General features: G+C 65.2%; 18 protein-coding genes. 8 read left to right on the forward strand and 10 right to left on the reverse strand.

Annotation, left to right across the window (positions count from 1 at the left end):
* Both AC13FN_RS07390 and AC13FN_RS07395 read right to left on the reverse strand, forming a co-directional pair.
* Complete coding sequence (locus tag AC13FN_RS07390; protein WP_482984499.1) at positions 1–951, reverse strand: acyl-CoA desaturase; 951 nt, start codon at positions 949–951, stop codon at positions 1–3.
* 81 nt (positions 952–1,032) lie between these two features.
* On the reverse strand, positions 1,033–1,800 hold the full coding sequence (locus AC13FN_RS07395; protein WP_312392349.1) for a hypothetical protein: 768 nt from the start codon (positions 1,798–1,800) through the stop codon (positions 1,033–1,035).
* Between the two features lie 132 nt (positions 1,801–1,932).
* Between AC13FN_RS07395 and AC13FN_RS07400 the strand changes: the two genes are divergently transcribed.
* From AC13FN_RS07400 to AC13FN_RS07410, 3 genes are read left to right on the forward strand one after another with little or no spacing between them, the layout of a single operon-like run.
* A complete protein-coding gene (locus AC13FN_RS07400; protein ID WP_482984498.1) occupies positions 1,933–2,556 on the forward strand; it encodes a sigma-70 family RNA polymerase sigma factor in 624 nt (207 codons plus the stop codon).
* Positions 2,553–3,224: a ChrR family anti-sigma-E factor gene (locus AC13FN_RS07405; RefSeq protein WP_049436408.1), complete on the forward strand. Its 672-nt coding sequence runs from the start codon at positions 2,553–2,555 to the stop codon at positions 3,222–3,224. The genes AC13FN_RS07400 and AC13FN_RS07405 overlap by 4 nt, the downstream gene beginning before the upstream one ends.
* A 17-nt stretch (positions 3,225–3,241) precedes the next feature.
* Positions 3,242–3,934, forward strand: coding sequence for a Rossmann-fold NAD(P)-binding domain-containing protein (locus AC13FN_RS07410; protein WP_197638493.1), 693 nt, complete (start codon positions 3,242–3,244; stop codon positions 3,932–3,934).
* A gap of 2 nt (positions 3,935–3,936) precedes the next feature.
* On the opposite strand, the gene AC13FN_RS07415 is transcribed toward AC13FN_RS07410, so the two are convergent.
* Genes AC13FN_RS07415 through AC13FN_RS07425 form a run of 3 tightly spaced genes read right to left on the reverse strand, consistent with a single transcriptional unit; the run spans position 3,937 to position 9,030 of the window.
* Entirely contained in the window at positions 3,937–6,336 is a 2,400-nt protein-coding gene (locus AC13FN_RS07415; RefSeq protein WP_478413669.1) for a response regulator, read from the reverse strand.
* Entirely contained in the window at positions 6,329–6,796 is a 468-nt protein-coding gene (locus AC13FN_RS07420; protein ID WP_482984497.1) for a response regulator, read from the reverse strand. Before AC13FN_RS07420 ends, AC13FN_RS07415 begins: the two co-directional genes overlap by 8 nt.
* Entirely contained in the window at positions 6,793–9,030 is a 2,238-nt protein-coding gene (locus AC13FN_RS07425) for an ATP-binding protein (protein WP_478412518.1), read from the reverse strand. Before AC13FN_RS07425 ends, AC13FN_RS07420 begins: the two co-directional genes overlap by 4 nt.
* Positions 9,031–9,044: 14 nt before the next feature.
* Between AC13FN_RS07425 and AC13FN_RS07430 the strand changes: the two genes are divergently transcribed.
* Together AC13FN_RS07430 and AC13FN_RS07435 are read left to right on the forward strand one after the other, a co-directional pair.
* Positions 9,045–9,269, forward strand: coding sequence for a hypothetical protein (locus AC13FN_RS07430; protein ID WP_152906235.1), 225 nt, complete (start codon positions 9,045–9,047; stop codon positions 9,267–9,269).
* 26 nt (positions 9,270–9,295) lie between these two features.
* Positions 9,296–9,589, forward strand: a complete 294-nt coding sequence (locus AC13FN_RS07435) for a hypothetical protein (protein WP_049436419.1) — start codon at positions 9,296–9,298, stop codon at positions 9,587–9,589.
* 16 nt (positions 9,590–9,605) lie between these two features.
* Here the strand turns inward: AC13FN_RS07435 and AC13FN_RS07440 are convergent, their stop codons facing one another.
* On the reverse strand, positions 9,606–10,091 hold the full coding sequence (locus AC13FN_RS07440) for a TspO/MBR family protein (RefSeq protein ID WP_478410980.1): 486 nt from the start codon (positions 10,089–10,091) through the stop codon (positions 9,606–9,608).
* Positions 10,092–10,165: 74 nt separating this feature from the next.
* Positions 10,166–12,349: an AsmA family protein gene (locus AC13FN_RS07445; protein WP_482984496.1), complete on the reverse strand. Its 2,184-nt coding sequence runs from the start codon at positions 12,347–12,349 to the stop codon at positions 10,166–10,168.
* A gap of 180 nt (positions 12,350–12,529) precedes the next feature.
* Here AC13FN_RS07445 and nudI point away from each other — a divergent pair, with 180 nt between their 5' ends.
* Positions 12,530–12,808, forward strand: coding sequence for a nucleoside triphosphatase NudI (gene nudI / locus AC13FN_RS07450; protein WP_482984495.1), 279 nt, complete (start codon positions 12,530–12,532; stop codon positions 12,806–12,808).
* A 692-nt stretch (positions 12,809–13,500) separates the two neighbouring features.
* Here the strand turns inward: nudI and AC13FN_RS07455 are convergent.
* Positions 13,501–13,917: a hypothetical protein gene (locus AC13FN_RS07455; protein ID WP_482984494.1), complete on the reverse strand. Its 417-nt coding sequence runs from the start codon at positions 13,915–13,917 to the stop codon at positions 13,501–13,503.
* Entirely contained in the window at positions 13,914–14,432 is a 519-nt protein-coding gene (locus AC13FN_RS07460) for a hypothetical protein (protein ID WP_482984493.1), read from the reverse strand. The genes AC13FN_RS07455 and AC13FN_RS07460 overlap by 4 nt, the downstream gene beginning before the upstream one ends.
* 60 nt (positions 14,433–14,492) lie before the next feature.
* On the opposite strand from AC13FN_RS07460, the gene AC13FN_RS07465 reads away from it, so the two are divergent.
* Positions 14,493–15,443, forward strand: coding sequence for a site-specific integrase (locus tag AC13FN_RS07465; protein WP_482984492.1), 951 nt, complete (start codon positions 14,493–14,495; stop codon positions 15,441–15,443).
* An 82-nt stretch (positions 15,444–15,525) separates the two neighbouring features.
* A complete protein-coding gene (locus AC13FN_RS07470; protein WP_482984491.1) occupies positions 15,526–16,662 on the forward strand; it encodes a hypothetical protein in 1,137 nt (378 codons plus the stop codon).
* Positions 16,663–17,037: 375 nt separating this feature from the next.
* Here AC13FN_RS07470 and AC13FN_RS07475 read toward each other — a convergent pair whose 3' ends face one another.
* The gene (locus AC13FN_RS07475) at positions 17,038–17,754 is read right to left on the reverse strand and encodes a hypothetical protein (RefSeq protein ID WP_482984490.1); all 717 of its coding nucleotides are present in this window, start codon (positions 17,752–17,754) and stop codon (positions 17,038–17,040) included.
* Positions 17,755–17,867: the final 113 nt, after the last annotated feature.

Consider the following 17,867-nt stretch of genomic DNA (forward strand, 5'->3'; position numbering starts at 1 on the left):
TCAGTACCTCGCCTTGGCCAGCACCCATTCGGGGATGGGCTTGAGGCCTTTGACCAGGCCGAACGCCGCCATTGCACGCAGCCCATACCAGGTCAGGTCGATCTCCCACCAACGGAAGCCCTGGCGCACGGTGCCCGGGAAGAAGTGGTGGTTGTTGTGCCAGCCTTCACCGAACGTCAGCAGAGCCAGCCAGAGATTGTTGCGGCTGTCGTCTCGGGTCTCAAAGCGGCGACGACCGAAGCGATGAGCCAGCGAGTTGATGGTGACCGTGGCATGGAACAGCACGATGGTGGAAATGAAGAATCCCCACACCAGCAGCTGCGGGCCGGAGGTGCGCAGGCCCGGCGCCCAGTGTTCCAGTGCTGCACCCAATGCATACAGGCCGATGGCCAGCAGCACGGGAATGGCGGTATCGAAACGGTCCAGCCAGCGCAGCTCCGGGAAGCGCGCCAGGTCCGGCACCCGCGACAGGTCGGTGGCGAAGGCTTCGCGGGTCAGGAACCATCCCATGTGGCTGCGCCAGAAGCCGCCTTCGCGCGGGGAATGCGGGTCCAGTGGCTGGTCAGCGTGCCGATGGTGGTGGCGATGGTGGGCAGCCCACCACAACGGCCCGCGCTGTACGCTGGACGCGCCGATCACCGCGAACAGGAACTGCACGGCGCGCGGTGCCTGGAAGGTGCGGTGCGAAAAGTAGCGGTGATAGAACGCGGTGATGGCGAACATGCGCACCGCGTAAAGCGCCGCGGCCACGACCACCGCCGTCCACGACACGCCCACCCAGATCACCGCGATGCACGCTAGGTGCATGAGCGCGAACGGCACCGCTCGCAGCCAGTCGATGCGGCCGGGCTGTTCCGAGTTGGCATCCGCAGCGTTGCTGGTATCAACCCAACGCTGCAGGGTGTGCACCAGGCGCCAGCGTCGACGGGGGAGGGGCGATACAGAGGCCATGGCGGATCTCGGCGGGTGTCGTGTCTTGCTGTACGCAGCAGAATGCGTAATGGATGCGACGAGTTGCGGTGAATGTCGGCTTCACGTGTTCGTGACGGGGCAGCGGTCGACCAGTGGCTGCGCCCACGCCTGCTGCCACTCCGACGCGGGGCGTTGCGCGGGAGGTGAGCCGAAGCGCACCGCCACCTGCGGATAGGTGCCGCGCGCATCGCGCAGGTTGCTGGTGCCGTTGAATTCCAGCAGGCGCCGGTCGGCGCTGGCATAGACCAGCGACAGGCGGGGCGCGATGCCGCCATACCAGGTGTCCAGGCTGACCTCGATGGACTGGGCGTCGATGCCCTGCCAGCGCAGGGTGCCGGTATGCCGGACCTGCACCGGGAAGTAGCGCTGCCGCCCGGGCACCAGGAAGGGCAGCGAAATGCGTTCGCCCTGCATCAGCGCTGTCCAGTGCAGGCGGACCGCCGCGTCGAATCCCGCATCGATCACTGCGTCCGGCGGCAGATCGAGCCTGCGCTGCCGGGGCGGGCTGGCGGCATCCTCCTTCCAGGCGACCGACACGGCACCGCTGGCGGTCTCGATCTCGGCCGTCTGGCCGCTGCGCCGGTCCTGCAGCGAATAGCCGCGAGCCTGCGCAAAGGGGCTGGCCGGCAGGTGCTTGCGGGCGAACGGCTGGCCCCCCGGGCACTGGTACAGCACCCAGCGCTCGGCACCCTCGCTTGCATCGCGGCGCCAGTGAACTTCCCGGTAGAGGATCCGGCCCTGCGAGGACGTTGCCACGCCCTCGCTTCGCAGCCAGGGGGCCGCCAGCGCGGCATGGGGCAGGCACAACAACAGCCAGGCAATGCGCATGGCATTCATCCGTTAGGGCGTGTCCAGGTGGTACGGCAGGAGGGGCGGGTTGGATGCGCAATGCGGGCTGCATCCAATTGCCATTCCCGCCCGTACAGGGAACAGACCTTCACCCGCCCGCCGCGAACGCAGATGTACCCTGACGCCGCCAGCACCCTCGCCAACTTCAACAGCGCACGCACCGTGTCCAGCTCCCAGCAGCCCAGCAGCGAGCCGAAAAACTGGGCCGGTGACATGGACGGTGTCGCGCGGCTGCGCGACCGCGACTGTTTCATGCGGATCTATGACCATTTCATGCCGCGCCTGTGCGTCTATCTGCGCGGGTTGGGCGCACCCGACGCGGTGGCCGAGGAGTTGGCGCAGGAATGCCTGCTGCGCCTGTGGCTGCGGGCGGCCGACTATGATGCCGCGCAGGGTGCGCTGAGCACCTGGCTGTACCGTATCGCCCGCAACCTGCATATCGACCGCGTGCGCCGCGAGCGCAGCTGGATGCAGGTGCAGGTGGCGGTGGAGGATGCCTCGATGATGGACGTGGTCGAGCGCAGCAGCGCCGAACAGTTCGCCGACCAGGCCCGGTTGCGCCAGCGCATCAACGAGCTGCCTGCGGTGCAGGCGCGGCTTGTGCGCATGTCCTACTTCGAGGCCAAGAGCCACAGCGAGATCGCCGAGGCGCTGGGCATGCCGCTGGGCACGGTGAAATCGCACCTGCGGCGTGCGTTCCTGCAATTGCAGTCGAAAGTGGGAGGTGCGCTGTGAATCCGCACCACCATCTACACGAATCCACGCTGATGAGCTACGCCGCGGGCGCGCTTCCGGCGCCGTTGAGCATCGTGGCGGGCGCGCATCTGGAGCAGTGCCCGCACTGTCGCCAGCGCCTCCGCGAGGCCGAGGCGATCGGATCGGTCTTGCTGGAACAGACCCAGCCATCCACGGGCGATCTACGCCGCGAGCAGTTGCGCGACGCGATGTTGATGCGGCTGGCGACGGACGCGCCTGCCGTGGCAGTGGCGTCGCGGCCCGCTTCGAGAGAGCGGCCCGAAGCCGATCCGGACCATCTTCCTGCTTCGCTTCACCCGTATTTCGGCGCGTCGCTCAGCGGCCTGCGCTGGCGCTGGATGGCGCCGGGCGTGCACTGCATCCGTGCAGAGCAGATGCCTTCGCTGATCATGCTGAAGATCGCCCCGGGCAAGTGCCTGCCGATGCACAGCCACGGCCGCAGCGAGCTGACCCAGATCCTGCGGGGCTCGTACAACGATGCGCTGGGGTTGTTCGCGCCCGGCGACGTGGCGGACCTGGATGAGGACGTGGAGCACCAGCCGGTGACCGCGCCGGGGGTGCCGTGCATCTGCGTTTCGGCGCTGGATGCGCCGCTGGTATTCAGTGGCTGGTTGGCGCGGAAGATCCAGCGCTTCGTGAAGCTCTAGCGGGGCAGGAGACGGTGATGGCCAGGGTAGAAGCATTGCGTGTTCTGTTGACCGGCGCCGCCGGGCTGGTGGGGCAGGGCGTGGCGCTGGCCTGCCAGCGCTCACCGCATGTCGGCCATCTGACCGCGCTGGTACGGCGTCCGGGCAGCCTCAACGGTGCGGGCAGCGAGCGGGTCGTGCCGGATTTCCTGCGCATCGATGAGCAGCGTGACGATCTGGCTGGCTTCAACGCGTGCTTCTATTGCGCGGGCGCACCTCCGGTGGGCACCGCCGAAGCCGAGTACCGGCGGGTGACGCTGGACACCACACTGGCCGTGGCCCGCGCGTGGGCCGCAGTGAATCCCGACGGATGCTTCCTGTATGTGTCCGGCGCCGGCGCGGACCCGCAGAGCCGGGTGATGCCGCTGCGGATCAAGGGCGAAATCGAACTGGCGCTCCGCACGATGCCGGTGCGTACCGTGATGCTGCGCCCGGGCGGCGTGCGGCCGGTATCGGGAACCGGCACGCGCCACGTGGTGCTCAAGCCCTTGTACTGGGGTGGCGCACCGCTGATGAAACTGGCTGGCGCACTCGTCCCTTCACTGGTCACCAGCAATCTGGCGGTGGGCCAGGCGATGATCGCACTGGCCGGACGGGAGCATCCACCTGCGACGGTGGAGTGCGCGGACATCAACCGGATCGCAGCGGGAACACCTGATCCGGCGCGTTGAGCTTAGTGCGCTGCGGCGTCCAGCACGGTTCGCACCGCCTGTGCCAGGTCACTTCGGGTAAATGGCTTCGGCAAGAGAGCAGCAGCCCGCCCTTGGCTGCCCACCGCATCGTGGTCGCGCGGATAGCCTGACGTGAACAGGATGGCCACGTCGGGCCAGCGCTCGCGAACCTCGCGGACCAGTTCCCAGCCCGACATGCCGGGCATCACCACGTCGGAGAACAGCAGGTCGACCTTGGTGTCCGGTCGCTCCAGCAGGCGCAGCGCCGACGGTCCGTCGTGCGCTTCCAGTACGCGGTAGCCCAGCAGGCGCAGTGAATCAACCGTGTGCGCGCGCACATCGTCGTTGTCCTCGGCCACAAGGATGGTTTCCTCGCGCGGCGCGTAACCGGCCAGGCCAGACTGCTGCGCACGCGCTTCGCAGGGCAGGGCCAGCGCCGAACGCGGGAACATCATGGTGATGCTGGTGCCGGCACCCTCCACCGAATCGATCAGGACGTGGCCGCCGGATTGCTTGACGAAGCCGTGCACCATTGACAGGCCTAGCCCGGTGCCGCGGCCGACCTGCTTGGTGGTGAAGAACGGCTCGAACACGCGTGCCAGCGTGGGCGCATCCATGCCGTGCCCATTGTCGCGTACCCGCAGCATCACGTACTCGCCGGGTTCGGCGTCGGGGAACAGCGCGGCGTAGTCGAGGTCCAGATGGCTGTTGTCGACCTCGATCACCAGCCGGCCACCGTGGGGCATTGCATCACGGGCATTGACCGCCAGGTTGAGCACCGAGGCCTCCAGCTGGCTGACGTCGATCTCCACGCACCAGATGTCCTGGGCGCTGCGGATCTCCAGCTGTACCAGCTCGCCCAGCGCACGCTGCAGCATGTCGTGCATGTCCAGCAGCCGGTCGTTGAGGTTGGCCGCCTGGCTGTGCAACGGTTGGCGGCGGGCAAATGCCAGCAACCGCTGGGTGAGGCTGGCGGCACGACCCACGCCTTTCAGGGCATTGTCCAGGGCGCGGCCGACCAGCGCGGCCGGCTCACCGGCGCGCTCGCTGAGCAGCATGGCGTGCTCGACGTTGCCGGAGATGACCGTCAGGATGTTGTTGAAGTCGTGGGCGATGCCACCGGTCAGCTGGCCCACGGCCTCGATCTTCTGCGACTGGCGCAGCGCGTGCTCGGCCTGCAGCCGGGCGGTGGTTTCCACCGCTTCGGAGACCACGGCCGTGACTACACCTTCGGCATCCACCAGTGGACGGAACGAGAAGTCGAAGCTGCGCCGTCCGGTAGGCAGCTCGATATCCAGCGCATGCAACGAGCTTCGGCCGTGCACGGCATCGGCGACGGCCCTATCAACGGTCGCGGCGACCTCCTCAGTCATGGCGAACCACGGAGACCGCGCATAACGTTGGCCCACTACATCCTTCTTGTCGGCCAGCACGGCGGCCAGCGAGGCGACGTTGGCATCGACCACGCCGCCGGAAAGATCGAGCAGCACCTGGTGCTGGAAGCTGGATTCGAAAATGGCCTGCAGGCGGCGCTTGCTGGCCCTCAACTCGGCCGTGCGCGCCTGGACCTGGCGCTCCAGGGCCTGGTTGTCCTCGCGCAGCGCCAGCTCGGCCTGCTTCAGCCCGGAAACATCGCTGCCCAGGCAGATATAGCCGACCACCGCGCCGTCGCCGCCACGCTGCGGCACGCAGTCCATCTGCACGAATCGTGACTGCCCACTGCGATGGGTCATTTCCACCTGGAAGCTGGTGCGCTCGCCCTGAAGCACGCGCTCCAGGGCAGGTAATGCGTGTTCAAACGCAGAAATCCCACTGACTTCCCGTGCCGTGCGGCCCAGCAGTTCTGCAAGGCTGAAGCCATGCCAGTCCAGAAACGCCTTGTTGGCAAACCGGTAGCGATGGTCCTTGTCCAGCTGGGCGATCAACGCAGGAACGGCGTCGGTCACCTGCTGCAACTGGGCCTGGCTGTCGTTCAGTGCGGCCTGCGCATTGGCCAGCTGGGTGCGCTCGTGCGCCTCCTGGCGGGCGCGGCGGATCGCATCGGGCAAGCGTTGCAGGCGTTGCTTCACCACATAGTCGCGGGCACCGCGCGTGAGTGCCTGGACCGCCAGCTCCTCGGTCAGCGTGCCGGAAACAAAGATGAAGGGCGTCTGCGGAACGCGCTCACGCGCCAGCGCAAGGGCGGCGTCGCCATCGAAACCCGGCAACACATGATCGGCGAGAATCACGTCGAACGCACGGTTGTCGATGGCCTCGATGAACGCGTTGCGGGTCCACAGGCGCTCGGCCTCGAAATCGAGGCCGGCACGCTGCAGCTGGGCGCTGATCAGCTCCGCATCAAGTGCGCTGTCCTCCAGCATGAGGATGCGCAGGCGCTCGCTGCGGCGCGATCCATCACGCATTGTGCTGCCCCGAGCCGTTGGGGCGATGCGGCGGTGGCTGGTTGGTGATGCCCCAGAACATGCCCAGGCCCTGGATCGCGTCGAAGAATTCCTTGAAGTCGACCGGCTTCACCACGAATGCATTCACACCCAGTTCGTAACTGCGCACGAGGTCCTGCTCTTCGCGGGAAGAGGTCAGCATGACGATCGGGGTGCTGCTCAGCTGCGGATCCCCGCGAACCTGTTCCAGCACTTCCAGCCCGTTGACCTTGGGCAGCTTCAGGTCCAGCAGCACCACCACCGGGCCGCCGTGCATGGTGCCGGCAAACTTGCCTTCGCAGCGCAGGTAGTCCAGCGCTTCGGCGCCGTCGCGTACATGGATGACATCGTTCAGCAACTGGCAGCGCGACAATGCGGCCAGAGTCAGCTCTGCATCCTTGGGGCTGTCCTCAACCAGGAGGATCGGCCGCAGGTCCCTCATGGGTGATCTCCTGTGGAACGGGGTAGGGTGAAGTGAATGGTGGCGCCCATGCCGGGCTCGCCCTCGGCCCAGGTACGGCCGCCATGGCGGCTGATGATGCGGCGTACATTGGCCAGGCCGATGCCCGTGCCTTCGAACTCTTCGACGTGATGCAGGCGTTGGAACACGCCGAACAGCTTGTCCACGTAGCGCATGTCGAAGCCGCAGCCGTTGTCGCGCACGAAGAAGTGATCTTCGTCGTCACTGCGCTCGTGGCCAACCTCGATCACCGCCTGGTCGCGCTCGCGGGTGAACTTGATCGCGTTGGCCAGCAGGTTCTGCCAGACCAGGCGCAGCATCGTCGGATCGGCTTCGACCTCCGGCAGCGGTGCGAGCGTCCACTGCACGTCGCGGCCGGCGTAGTCCAGGGCCAGGCTCCGGCGCACATCCTCGGCCAGCGCGGTCATGTCCATCCGCACACGCCCCAGGGTGGAGCGCCCCATCTGCGAGAAGCTGAGCAGGTCATCCACCAGTGTTCCGGCGGACTTGGCCGATTCCACGATCGTGTCCAGGAAGCGGCGCTCGGTATCGTTCAGGCGCTCGCCCGCCGAGCTGCCCAGCAGTTCGGAATAGCCGACAATGTGACGGAACGGAGCGCGCAGGTCGTGGCTGACCGAGTAGGAGAAGGCTTCCAGTTCCTTGTTGCTGCGGAGCAGCTGCTCGTTCAGTTCGGCCATTTCCTCGGCCTTGCGCAACACGATATCGACGATGGCCGTGCGCATCTCGTGTGCCGCGTCGCAGTCAGCATCGCTCCACGGCAGGCTGCGCTGCTGCACGGTCTCCTTCCAGGCCTCGAACGAGTTGCGCGGAGACAGCGCCACGCCCGGTGCTGCTTCCTTGCGGGGATCGCCACCCCAGCGCACGGTGCGCACCACTTCCGGCCGGAACCACATCAGGTAACTGTCATGCAACTGCGAAATGGACACCGCCAGCACGCCGCTGGCTACGTCGGCCAGGTGCGCGGCAGGTGACCAGTCGGCTGCCAGGTGATCGGTGCAGTAGGTTTCCTGGCCGGCCTGCTGCGTGGCCAGCCAATTCGCCAGGGCCAGCACGTCGCTGGCAGAAGGGCACTGGCCCATGCGCATGCAGTCGCCCTTGTGCACGATGGCCGCGCCAGTGGCGCCGGTCAGCGATAGCAGGCTGGCCTCATCCATGCGCAGCGCGGCAATGAAGTCCTCGTCGCCGGCCATGCGCGCGAGCAGCTTGACCAGCACGGAACGGCGAGCCACGCGTTCTTCGATCGCGCGCGCACGCTCCTTCAGGGCAATCTGCAGCGACAGGATCTGGCCCATGAACTCGCAGGCCGTGCGCACGTGGTAGGGCAGGCGGCGCGGCTGCACCGTATGGCACGACACCAGCCCCCACAACTGGCCCTCATGGACCAGCGAGACCGACATCGACGCCCCGGTGCCCATGTTGCGCATGTATTGAAGGTGGACGGGGGACACGCTGCGCAGCACCGCCAGGCTCAGATCGGTCGGCGGTGCATCCCGATGGGCCTCGGTGCGCATCAGCGGGGCAGGGGTGTAGTTGTTGTCTGCGATCAGCCGCACGCGGTTGCGGCGGTACAGCTCACGGGCCTGCGCAGGAATATCCGATTCAGGGAAGCGCAGGTCCAGGTACGAGGGCAATAGGCCATTGCCGTCCTCGGCCACCACGACGCCGTTCCAGCCGGCGTCGAACTGATAGACGAGGGTGCGATCGAAGCCGGTGAGCCGGCGCATGTGCGCGGCGGCCAGCTGGCACAGGTCTTCCACCGTCGAGGCCGATTCGATAGCGGTCATCAGCTCGCGGATGGCCGGATACAGTTCTTCCAGCGAGCCCGGTTGGCCCGGGACCGGCGCTTCCAGCTCGACAAGGAGGTCGGTGGCGGAGCGATGCACGAGCAGCTGGTGCCGGCCGTGACCATCCAGGTGCACGGCGCCCACATGCGCACTGCTGCCGATGGTGGCCTGCTGGAGCAGCGCCTGGAAGGGCGCCAGCACGCCACCGAGTACCTCACTGACGTGCTGAAGCAACGGCTCGCCGAACTGCTGAAGAACGCTCGGCTGACTGATGGCGCGCTCGCGCACCCGCAGTGACTGCGGCTCCAGCACCAGCAGCACACCGTAGGGCTGGATCGCGCCGGGTGTGTGGATCGGTTCGCGCGCACAGCGGGACAGGGCAAGGTCGTGCGTGGACTCGGCAGATGGCATCAAGGGCGGGACTCATGATTCATGGATGGCTGGAAAAGCCCAGCTACATCCTGCTAGCAGGGATGGTGAAGCAAAAGCGCGCATTCGCCTACCACCTGATGCATGTGAAAGGCATTTCATTCAAACCTGAATTCTTCATCTACGCAGCGACAAACGATGTGGAAGGCGTCCGTGCAAAAGGTTTCGCAGCCGGTGCATGTCGGCTGCACGCCAACTCGACAGCGATTGCCCTATGGTGAATCCACCTTCAACCGTTGCCACGCCCGTGAACCTGCAGACGCTGCCATCTCTTCCGTACCGCATGCTGCCTGACAGCTGCCAGTTTGAACTGCTGGATGTGGATGCCCTGCAGGATCCTGCCAGCGGTCGTCTTCTGCATCTGTACTCACTGGTGGCCCGCTGCCTTTCCTGCGAAACGGTGTTCAAGGCAGAGGAAGGCCAAGGGTTGGTGAGCCATTCTGCAGCCAGAGTGGTGCGCTGCCCCACCGGCTGTGGCCAGCAGGCCTTCAAGCCCTCCCTGTTGCGGGCGTGGCGCCCGCAGGCCATTGCCCAGGCCTGATTCAGATGTGTTGCGCTCACAGCAGTGCGGGATTGGCGCGCCACACCGCGTAGTTCAGCGCGCAGGCAAACACGATCCAGGCCAGGTAGGGCAGCAGCATTACTGCCGCAATGCGGCTGACGCGTGCAAACCTGACAATCGTGGCGCACACCAGCGCAATCAGCAGAAGAATGTCCGCGAACGCAAGAGCGCCAAGCTTCCAGCCGAAGAACAACCAGCTCCACAGTGCGTTGACGGCCAACTGCAGCAGATAGAGTCGCAGCGCCGTTTGCGCGCCGCGCCAGCCGCGCTCGCGCCAGACCCACCAGGCCGCCACCGCCATCAGGGCATAGAGCAGCGTCCACACCGGACCAAAGACACCGGCCGGCGGCGCCCACGCGGGCAGGGCAAGCGAGGCATAGAAGGAGGCCGCCGATGAAGATGCCCACGCGCCCAACGCGGCCGCAGCGAAGGTGATCGCCAACCAGCCCAGAAACCCGGAAATCTGTGTGCCGCGCTTCATTCCGATACCGCTCCTTGCTCCGTATGCCCCTGCATACGCTTGAAAGCGATATTTGGATGCAGGTACCGCGGCTTTCAGTCTGAAGATCCGCCCGTACTTGCCGGCAGCAGGGATGGGCGCTCGTCAAACCACTCGCGCGCCTTGGCCAGGTGCCACTGGCGCTGGTCGCCATCCAGTTCGATGCCCGCTCCCAACAGCCCCCAGCGCAGATAAAGGTCGCCGCGCTTGCGCTGTTCCAGCAGATCCAGCCGCGCGCGCACCGACAGCCGATCATTCTCGGCCTGCAGGCCATCGATCACCAGATGGCCGGGGCGCCAGCGCAGCCTGGCCTGTGCATCCACCTGGCCGGAATCCAGCAGCGACAAGGTCCAGCGCGGGTAGTCCGTGCGCTCGGCGAACAACGCCAGCAAGGGGCGCGCATCACTGAGCGTCAGGTCGGTGGTGGCGTCCACCTGGAAGGGCGATTGCGCATCGATGCGGCCGCGCTTGAAGGCCGCACGCCCTTTCCACGCAGTCGAGCGTTCAGTGCCGGCCACCTGCACGTTACGTAGCTCGACCGTGGTGCCGGACAGATCAAAGTGACGCTGGTTGAAGTCGCCACGGCGCAGCGTTGCGTTCACGTCCACATCGCCGCCCATGTCCAGGCCGGCGACCTTGGCGCTGGTGTTGCGCCCCCGCAGGCGGGCCGTGCCATGGCCAACGCGGCCATCGGTATCGAGGGTGGCATCACCGCTGAGTGAGCCGGTGCCGCGCAGCAGGCGCACCTGCTTTGAACCGAGATAACGGTTGTAGGCCGACAGATCTGGAATCGTGGCTTCGCTGAAGCTCAGGTGCGCGCGCACGCCCTTGCGGAGCTCCTGCAACCGGCCGTCGCCGGTCAGGTCCAATAGCAGATCGCGGCCGTCGAACAGCCGCACGTCCTTGGCATCGGTGGGACGTGCGGTGAAGCGGGGCAGGCGGACGGCAAGCAGGGCCTGATTCGGAGTACCTGACTTCAGTTCCCCATGCGCGCTGGCGGTACCGGCAAGCCGGACGCCCGCCACCTCGGCAACTGCTTCGGCAGAGGGAATGTCCACCGTGCTGCCTTCGCTCAGCTCGCCGTTGCGCAGCCGGAGGTCTGCCTTCAGCGCGCCGCCGCCGTCCAGTTGCAGCCACGGTCTGCGGACGAACAGGGCAGGGATCCAGTTGAGCGAGGTGAACGTCCATGCGCCGCGCACCGTGCCGGAACTGCGCTCCAGCAACTGCGCCGGATCCTGGAAGGGAATATCACGGCCCGTGATGTGCAGGTCCGCGTCCACTTCGCTGCCCGAGCCGGGCTTTGGCGGCAGGCGGGCCTGCAGGCGCAGGTCGTTGGCCACATTGAGCTGAAGGGCCAGCACGCCGCGGTCTGGAGCGCCGTCGCCAAGATAGAGCGGCACCTGCCAGAGAGCGTGGTCGCCGGGTTGCAGTTGGCCGTCGATCAGGTGTGCCGAGAGCTGCAGGCGGCCCGGCACCGGGGCGCTGGAGATCTTCGGGGTGGTTGCATCCGTATCCATGCGCAAGCCCTGACTGCGTGCATCAACGTCCAGCTGGGCATGCAGGATCTTCAGTTTGGCGAGCCCAGGCGCCTGGTCACGGTAGTGGCGCGGGTAGCTGAAGCGCGCGGCAAGGTTCATGTCATCCAGCAGCTGCACGCCATCGAAGCTGGTGTCCGCACCCTTGAACGTGACGGTTGAATCGAGCAGTTCCGAGGGGCCACCGCGCAGCTGCTTGATGAAGCCGACCGTGCCCTGGCCCTTGCCGATGATCAGCAGCTTGCCGAAACGGGCGCTGCGGATGCTGTCGCTGTGGATGGCATCGAAACGCAGCGTCCAGCCCTCGTCACTGCGCGGGGGCGGCGGAATGGCCTCGTCAACGCGGCTGATCTCGGCCGATACGCCCGTGGCCTGCAGGCGCGGAACCCGTACTTCGCGCTGGAACAGCGGCAGGACTGCCAGCCTGGCGCTTGCCCGGTCGGCATGCAGCACGTAGACGGTGTGGTTGACGTGGCCGCGCATGTGCACGTCCCAGGCGATCACGTGGCCGGGAAGCAATGTGATGGCGGGGCCTGTGGTCATCACGAACTTGTGCGGTTCGCGGTTGGTGACCTGGTCGAACAAGGGCGTGTTGAGGAAGATGTTGCCGGCCAGGAGGTACAGCGCGTAGAGGCCCAGCAGGATATAGATGGCAATGCGCCATCGCCGTGACAGGTGAAGCGCGGGCGCAGGAGGAGGGGACATGTACCACTCGAACAACGAGGACCCCCGCACTATTGCGAAGTGAGCGGCGGCAACGTGTGAAGCCGGTGCGCTGCGCAGGTTCGTTGTGATGTGCCACGCTAAATCAATTGCAACCCATCGGGATGGGGTTGGGTTTCATACAATCCTTCCGGGACCTGCTCAACATCCAAGGAAGACACTGTGAGACAACGCGTCATCGTATGCCCGCTGATCCAGAACCAGGGCGCCTATCTGCTGTGCCGTATGCCGTTGCACCGTGGTGCATTCCCAGGCCAATGGGCACTGTCCGGCGGCGGGCTGGGGCCCGACGAACGCATCGAGGAAGGCCTCCGTCGGGAGATCCGCGAAGAGCTGGGGCACGCACTGCAGATCGGTGCCGTTCAACCATGGACCTTCCGCGACGACATCCGCACCAAGCTCTATCCGGACGGTTCCAGCGAGCAGATTCACATGATCTAGCTGATCTTCGACTGCGAAGCACTGAACCGTGACGTTACGATCAACGAAGAGTTTGATGCCCATGCCTGGGTGGAACCGAAGGATCTGGGTGCGTACGACCTCAATGCGGCGACCCGGATCACGCTTCTGGCGAAGGAGCTGCTTTCGAGCTAGTGCAGAAAGGGGCGCCAGGTTGAGATAGAGGGCCTGCGGCAGCGGACTGCCATAGACCATTAACGTGACGCGTCACGCCGGGCGGAAACACGTTCCTGTCATGGCAAGTGACCGGCCGATGCAATTGGAGGCGGGAGAACGATGAAGGTCCTGCTTTGGGCGCCTACAGCTTTGTTTGCCTTGCTGTCATTGAGAGCGTTGGCTTTCGTTGCCTATGAAGAGGAAGAGATCATTGTCGCGGGGGCGCCTTGGTCTGCGGCTGGATCGCCTGGGTCATGCACAAGACTCTGATCGGACGATGGAGAAAGCCGTAGCTGCCAGGCCGCGAGGGGCACGCTGGGGAGGCTGGCTTCTTGGCTTGGCATAGCAAGGCCGGTGATTGAGGCGAGCGGTACGCGAGCGTCCTCGGAGAGGCTTTGAACATAATATACATTATGCGAAATCATGAATTGACCGAATCCGCGCCTCCGCGCCTTCGTCTTCTCCGCACAGCAATGTGACAGCTGTCCCAATTCATGTCCTATTGTCGGCGCCCGCGGTCACAGATCCAGCGCTCGTTTGTGCGCCAGCGCCGCCCTCGCGCGCCAGCCCATCAGCGCTCCGCCCGCCGCAAAAGCGATCGCATAGTGCAGGCCGACGTTGGGTGCAGTGCCAAACAGTGCAATCACGCCACTGACCAGCGCGAGCACGGGATACACCATCCCCACCAGCAGCACCCGCAGTGAACGGGACCGTTCAAGGCCCGCCACACCGGCGTGACGCCAGCGCACGAAGCCATCGTGGAGCAAGGCTTGGCTGAGCGCGGCGATCCCGCCGAGCAGCACGCCGGCCAGAACGTGATAGAGCTCGTTGGAAATCCGGGCATGCAGTGCTGACATGACCGGAAACAGCGCGATGAAGAGCACGAGCATGGTCATGTCGGCTGCGTGCGCGCGTCGGGAAATGGTGGGTGTCATCGGGTTTTCTCCTTCTGTCGTGCGATGAAGTAGGCGGTGGCGTCGGGGTTTTCCCATAGGGCTCGTACGTGTGCTCGGTCAGCCTGTTGCTGTGCGGCCAGCGCTTGGTCAGGCGACCAACCGTGGCGCGCTCGCCAGGCCTTGGACGGACGATAAAAGTTGGCGTGCTGCAGCTCGATAAACCCTTTGCGTCTGAGGAAGGTGGGCAGCCTGGGATTCTGCACGCGCTCCACGAACAGGGCTGGCCACGGAATCAAGGTATCGCACAGCTCTACGAATTCGGTCAGCCAACCCCGGCCTTTGAGGCGCGGGTTGAGCTGGATATTGCTCAGGGTCAGCACGGGGACGTCATCACCCAGTCCGGCTAGCACCTGTCGCGCGTGCTTGATCCAGATCCGGTTGCCTGCGCGCTTGAGCTCAACACAGTCGGGGATCTCATCAGCCTCAACCAGTGAAATCCATTTGAAGAGCTGCAATTCGATGCTGGGGATTCGGTTCAACTGGGCGTTGCTCATCATTGAACAGGTACCTTTGCGGGTATGGTGCAGCGAGCAGGATCTGCGGCGATACATAGTATGAAAGATGTTTGTACAATTCCCGCGCTTGCCGCGCACGCGGCTCGCTACGGCATCGAGTTGACCTTGCCGGTACCCGAAGTCACCGTGCTCCGGTTCGTAGTCGATCACCTACAGCGCCGCTCGATCGATGGCGAGTTGGCATGGGAACTTCCACCAGCCGTCGACCAGGCCTTGGTGGCCGCTGGCCTCAAAGCCAAGGTCGGCCCGTGGACCTTGGCCACCGTGCGCCATCGCGTTGCCGTGCTGTCCACTGCGCACCGGCTCAAGCACGTGGCCAATCCCTGCGAGCAGCCGGCAATTCGCACCGTGCTCAGCCGCGCGGCGCGGGCCGCGGTTAAACGCGGCGAGCGCCCACGCAAGAAGACTGCGATCACCCTGGCCGAGTTGGAGGCCATGTTGGCCACCTGCGACGACAGCCTGGAAGGAATTCGGGATCGCGCCCTACTCTGCTTCGGGTTCGCTAGTGGCGGCCGCCGGCGCAGCGAGATCGCCGCTGCCGACCTGCGCGACCTGCGCCGGATTGGCGAGGCGGGCTATATCTACCGGCTGGAGCACAGCAAGACCCAGCAGGCCGGGGTTACGGCCACCTCGACCCCGGACAAGCCGGTGCTTGATCGGGCCGCCCTCGCCCTTCAAGACTGGCAGGAGGCCTCAGGTCTCACCGAGGGGGCGATCTTCCGGCGGCTGTGGAAACAGAGGGTGGGCCCTGCCCTTTCCCCGGCCGCGGTCGGCGAGATCGTGCAGCGGCGGGCCCGCCTGGCCGGGTTGGAGGGGGATTTTGGCGGGCACAGCCTGCGGTCCGGGTTCGTGACCGAGGCCAGCCGCCAAGGCGTAGCCCTACCGGCGATCATGCAACTGACCGAGCACCGGTCGGTGTCCAGTGTCGTGGGGTACTTTCAAGCAGGCGGAGCAACAGCCAACCCGGCTGCCCGCCTGCTCGAAGACTGATTAACGCGATGCTGCCAACTCGAAGTCACAATTGCTCATACTTGTGCCGGATAGGAGTACGCCCCCTATTCCGAGGATCTCCATGCGTTCAATTTCCAATGCGTTCTTTCACCAGGCCGAAATTACCCAGATAGACCGATGGGAGCACGGTCCACTCGAGCTCGCGTTCCTGTCCGAGCCAGCAACAGGTCGCCTAGAATGGACAGCCCACCTGCACACTTGGAATGCCACGCAAAGGGCCGGATTTGTGCGGTCGGGAGAAGCCATCGAAGGGTTGAAGCCGTTCGTTCCTTACCTCGAGGAGCGGCGCAACCCGAACATGATCCTAGTGCCGACCTACGGCGGGAACTCTGAGCTCGACGTCATGCTGGCCGGCCTGTTGCCCGACGACATCCTGGCCAAGGCCGGTCTCGAACGCCGACGCTCTATGATGGGCCTGATGTACATGCACAACGACTTGCCTGCGGACTACGGTGCGCGGGCACGAGCTGCATTTGCGCACTACATCTGGACGCGCTTGTCTCCGCGAGCGCGTTTGGGTCAAGGCGCCTTCAACGCGCGCTCGCCACTGCGACTGCTCGCCGGCGACACCCCATACTGGGCACACCGCCTATATCGCCTGGCACTGGCCAGGCGCGATGAATTCTTCGCTCCCACGACGCACGAAGACGAGACTTGGAAGCCGCTCGCAGAGTTACGCGCCGGTATCTTGGCCGGCCTGCCTGAGGAAGAGAGACACCTGTTCGATATTCAGCGGCCTCTGATGGGCGGCGACGTCTGGGACGAGTTTGATGCCGACGAGCGCGAGGAGGTGCTTCAGAGCGCGATCGACGGCGACGGTGTCCTCGAGTCGCTCGATCCGGTGGTCGAGTTGCTGCACCGCCACCGGACGCACGAGGACTTCTCGGGCGCGAACTCCTGGATCAAAGAGGATTTCGAGCGCAGCTTCTATTCCAAACGGGCGAAATTGAAAGTCGACCTAGTCGAGACCATCGACGATGCACCGGCTTATGCGCTGGAGCCCAACGAGCCGTACGAGCAGGTTCTGTTCCGCGATGTGATCGCAATGCTCGATCAGAAAGAGCGTCGCCTTGTGATAGCCCTGCGGCTCGGCAAGAGTGCCTCCGCCATCGCGCGCGAGTCGGGTCTGCGCGGCCACGCGTCGGTTTCGCGACGCATCGCCGCGCTCAAGACGAAGGTCGCCCGACTGCTAAATTGAGCTGAAGCGCCAGCGCAGGTTCCTGTTCATGGATGGCGGACTTGGCGGCGGCATAGAGATCTTGGGTGCACCCATTGTGGGCGCGCAAGGTCCGAGTCGGAATGGTCTGCTGGGGGGGGCACTTGGGCGGCTCCCCACTTCGGCGACAACTTGGCACGCTCCGCATCCGCCACCGTCATTTTCGGTGCTGTCCCTGTCGCTGGCGAGGTTCCCGAAGATTCGGACATCTTCTCGGCAAAGCAAGGATCGCTCGTCACCGGCGCTTTGGCGACCGCGGAGCCACATGCCGACGGCCATCCCAGCGGCGCCCCGTACGCGCCGACCTTGCCTTTGTGAGAACCATGGCGCCTCCAGAATCCATCGCTCCGTAGCCTGCTACGTCCTACCTGCTGGCTCCAGCCAAAACCGGCAGCTGAAGTTGTTGAGCCGACGATGGAAGGCGTCGGCGCGCGCCTGGAAAGTTTTCGGGATCGCTGCGCCGTCGCCGCCCTGCCGGAAGTACTCGGCAAGCGAATGGAGCCCGTTGTTCATTAGTTGCTCCCACTCGCGCCAAAGCTCGTCCTGCAAATCCTGCGCACGCTGACTGGCGCTCGGTTTTCGCTTTGGGGTCGGCACTGAGTAGTCAGGGCGTGGATCATGCGAGTGAATGAACGTGATAGTACCGTGCGCCCACTCGGCCTCGGCCGACGGGCGCCAGCGGTAGTCCACCCGCACCGACAGCGTCCTCGTGAAATTGCTCGGTGGAATGATCTGGTCGTCGACGAAGAAGCGCTGACCTTCCTGTTCCTGGGTCTCAATCCGCTGCTGCATCTGCCGAACCGCGTTGCCCAAGTTGCTGCCGGCACGGCGGGCGCGCTCACCGGTGTCAGCTAGCTTCTTCGTCGCCTTAGCTCCCGCGTAGGCCTGTAGCGCCACATCGAACTCGCGAAGCCTGGCGGCGATAAATGGCCCGCAACTGTCCAGCCGTAAGTCGCGCAATGGCGATCCTAGTCGCCGGGCGTCCAGGGAAGCTGAAATCTCCCGATCCAACGCCTGCACATTGACCTCTCGCAGGGCTTCTTGTTCATCGCGAGGAATATTGATGATGCTCAACTCGGACTCCGTATATTGGCGGTGGGGCGTGCCGCGATTCTCTTGGTTGGTGGCATGTTCTAGGAACTTGCGCGCGCTCGAGAGCGGGGTGTTTGTGTAGATGGCCGGCGCAT

This window comes from Stenotrophomonas sp. 115C5 (genome assembly GCF_056861055.1).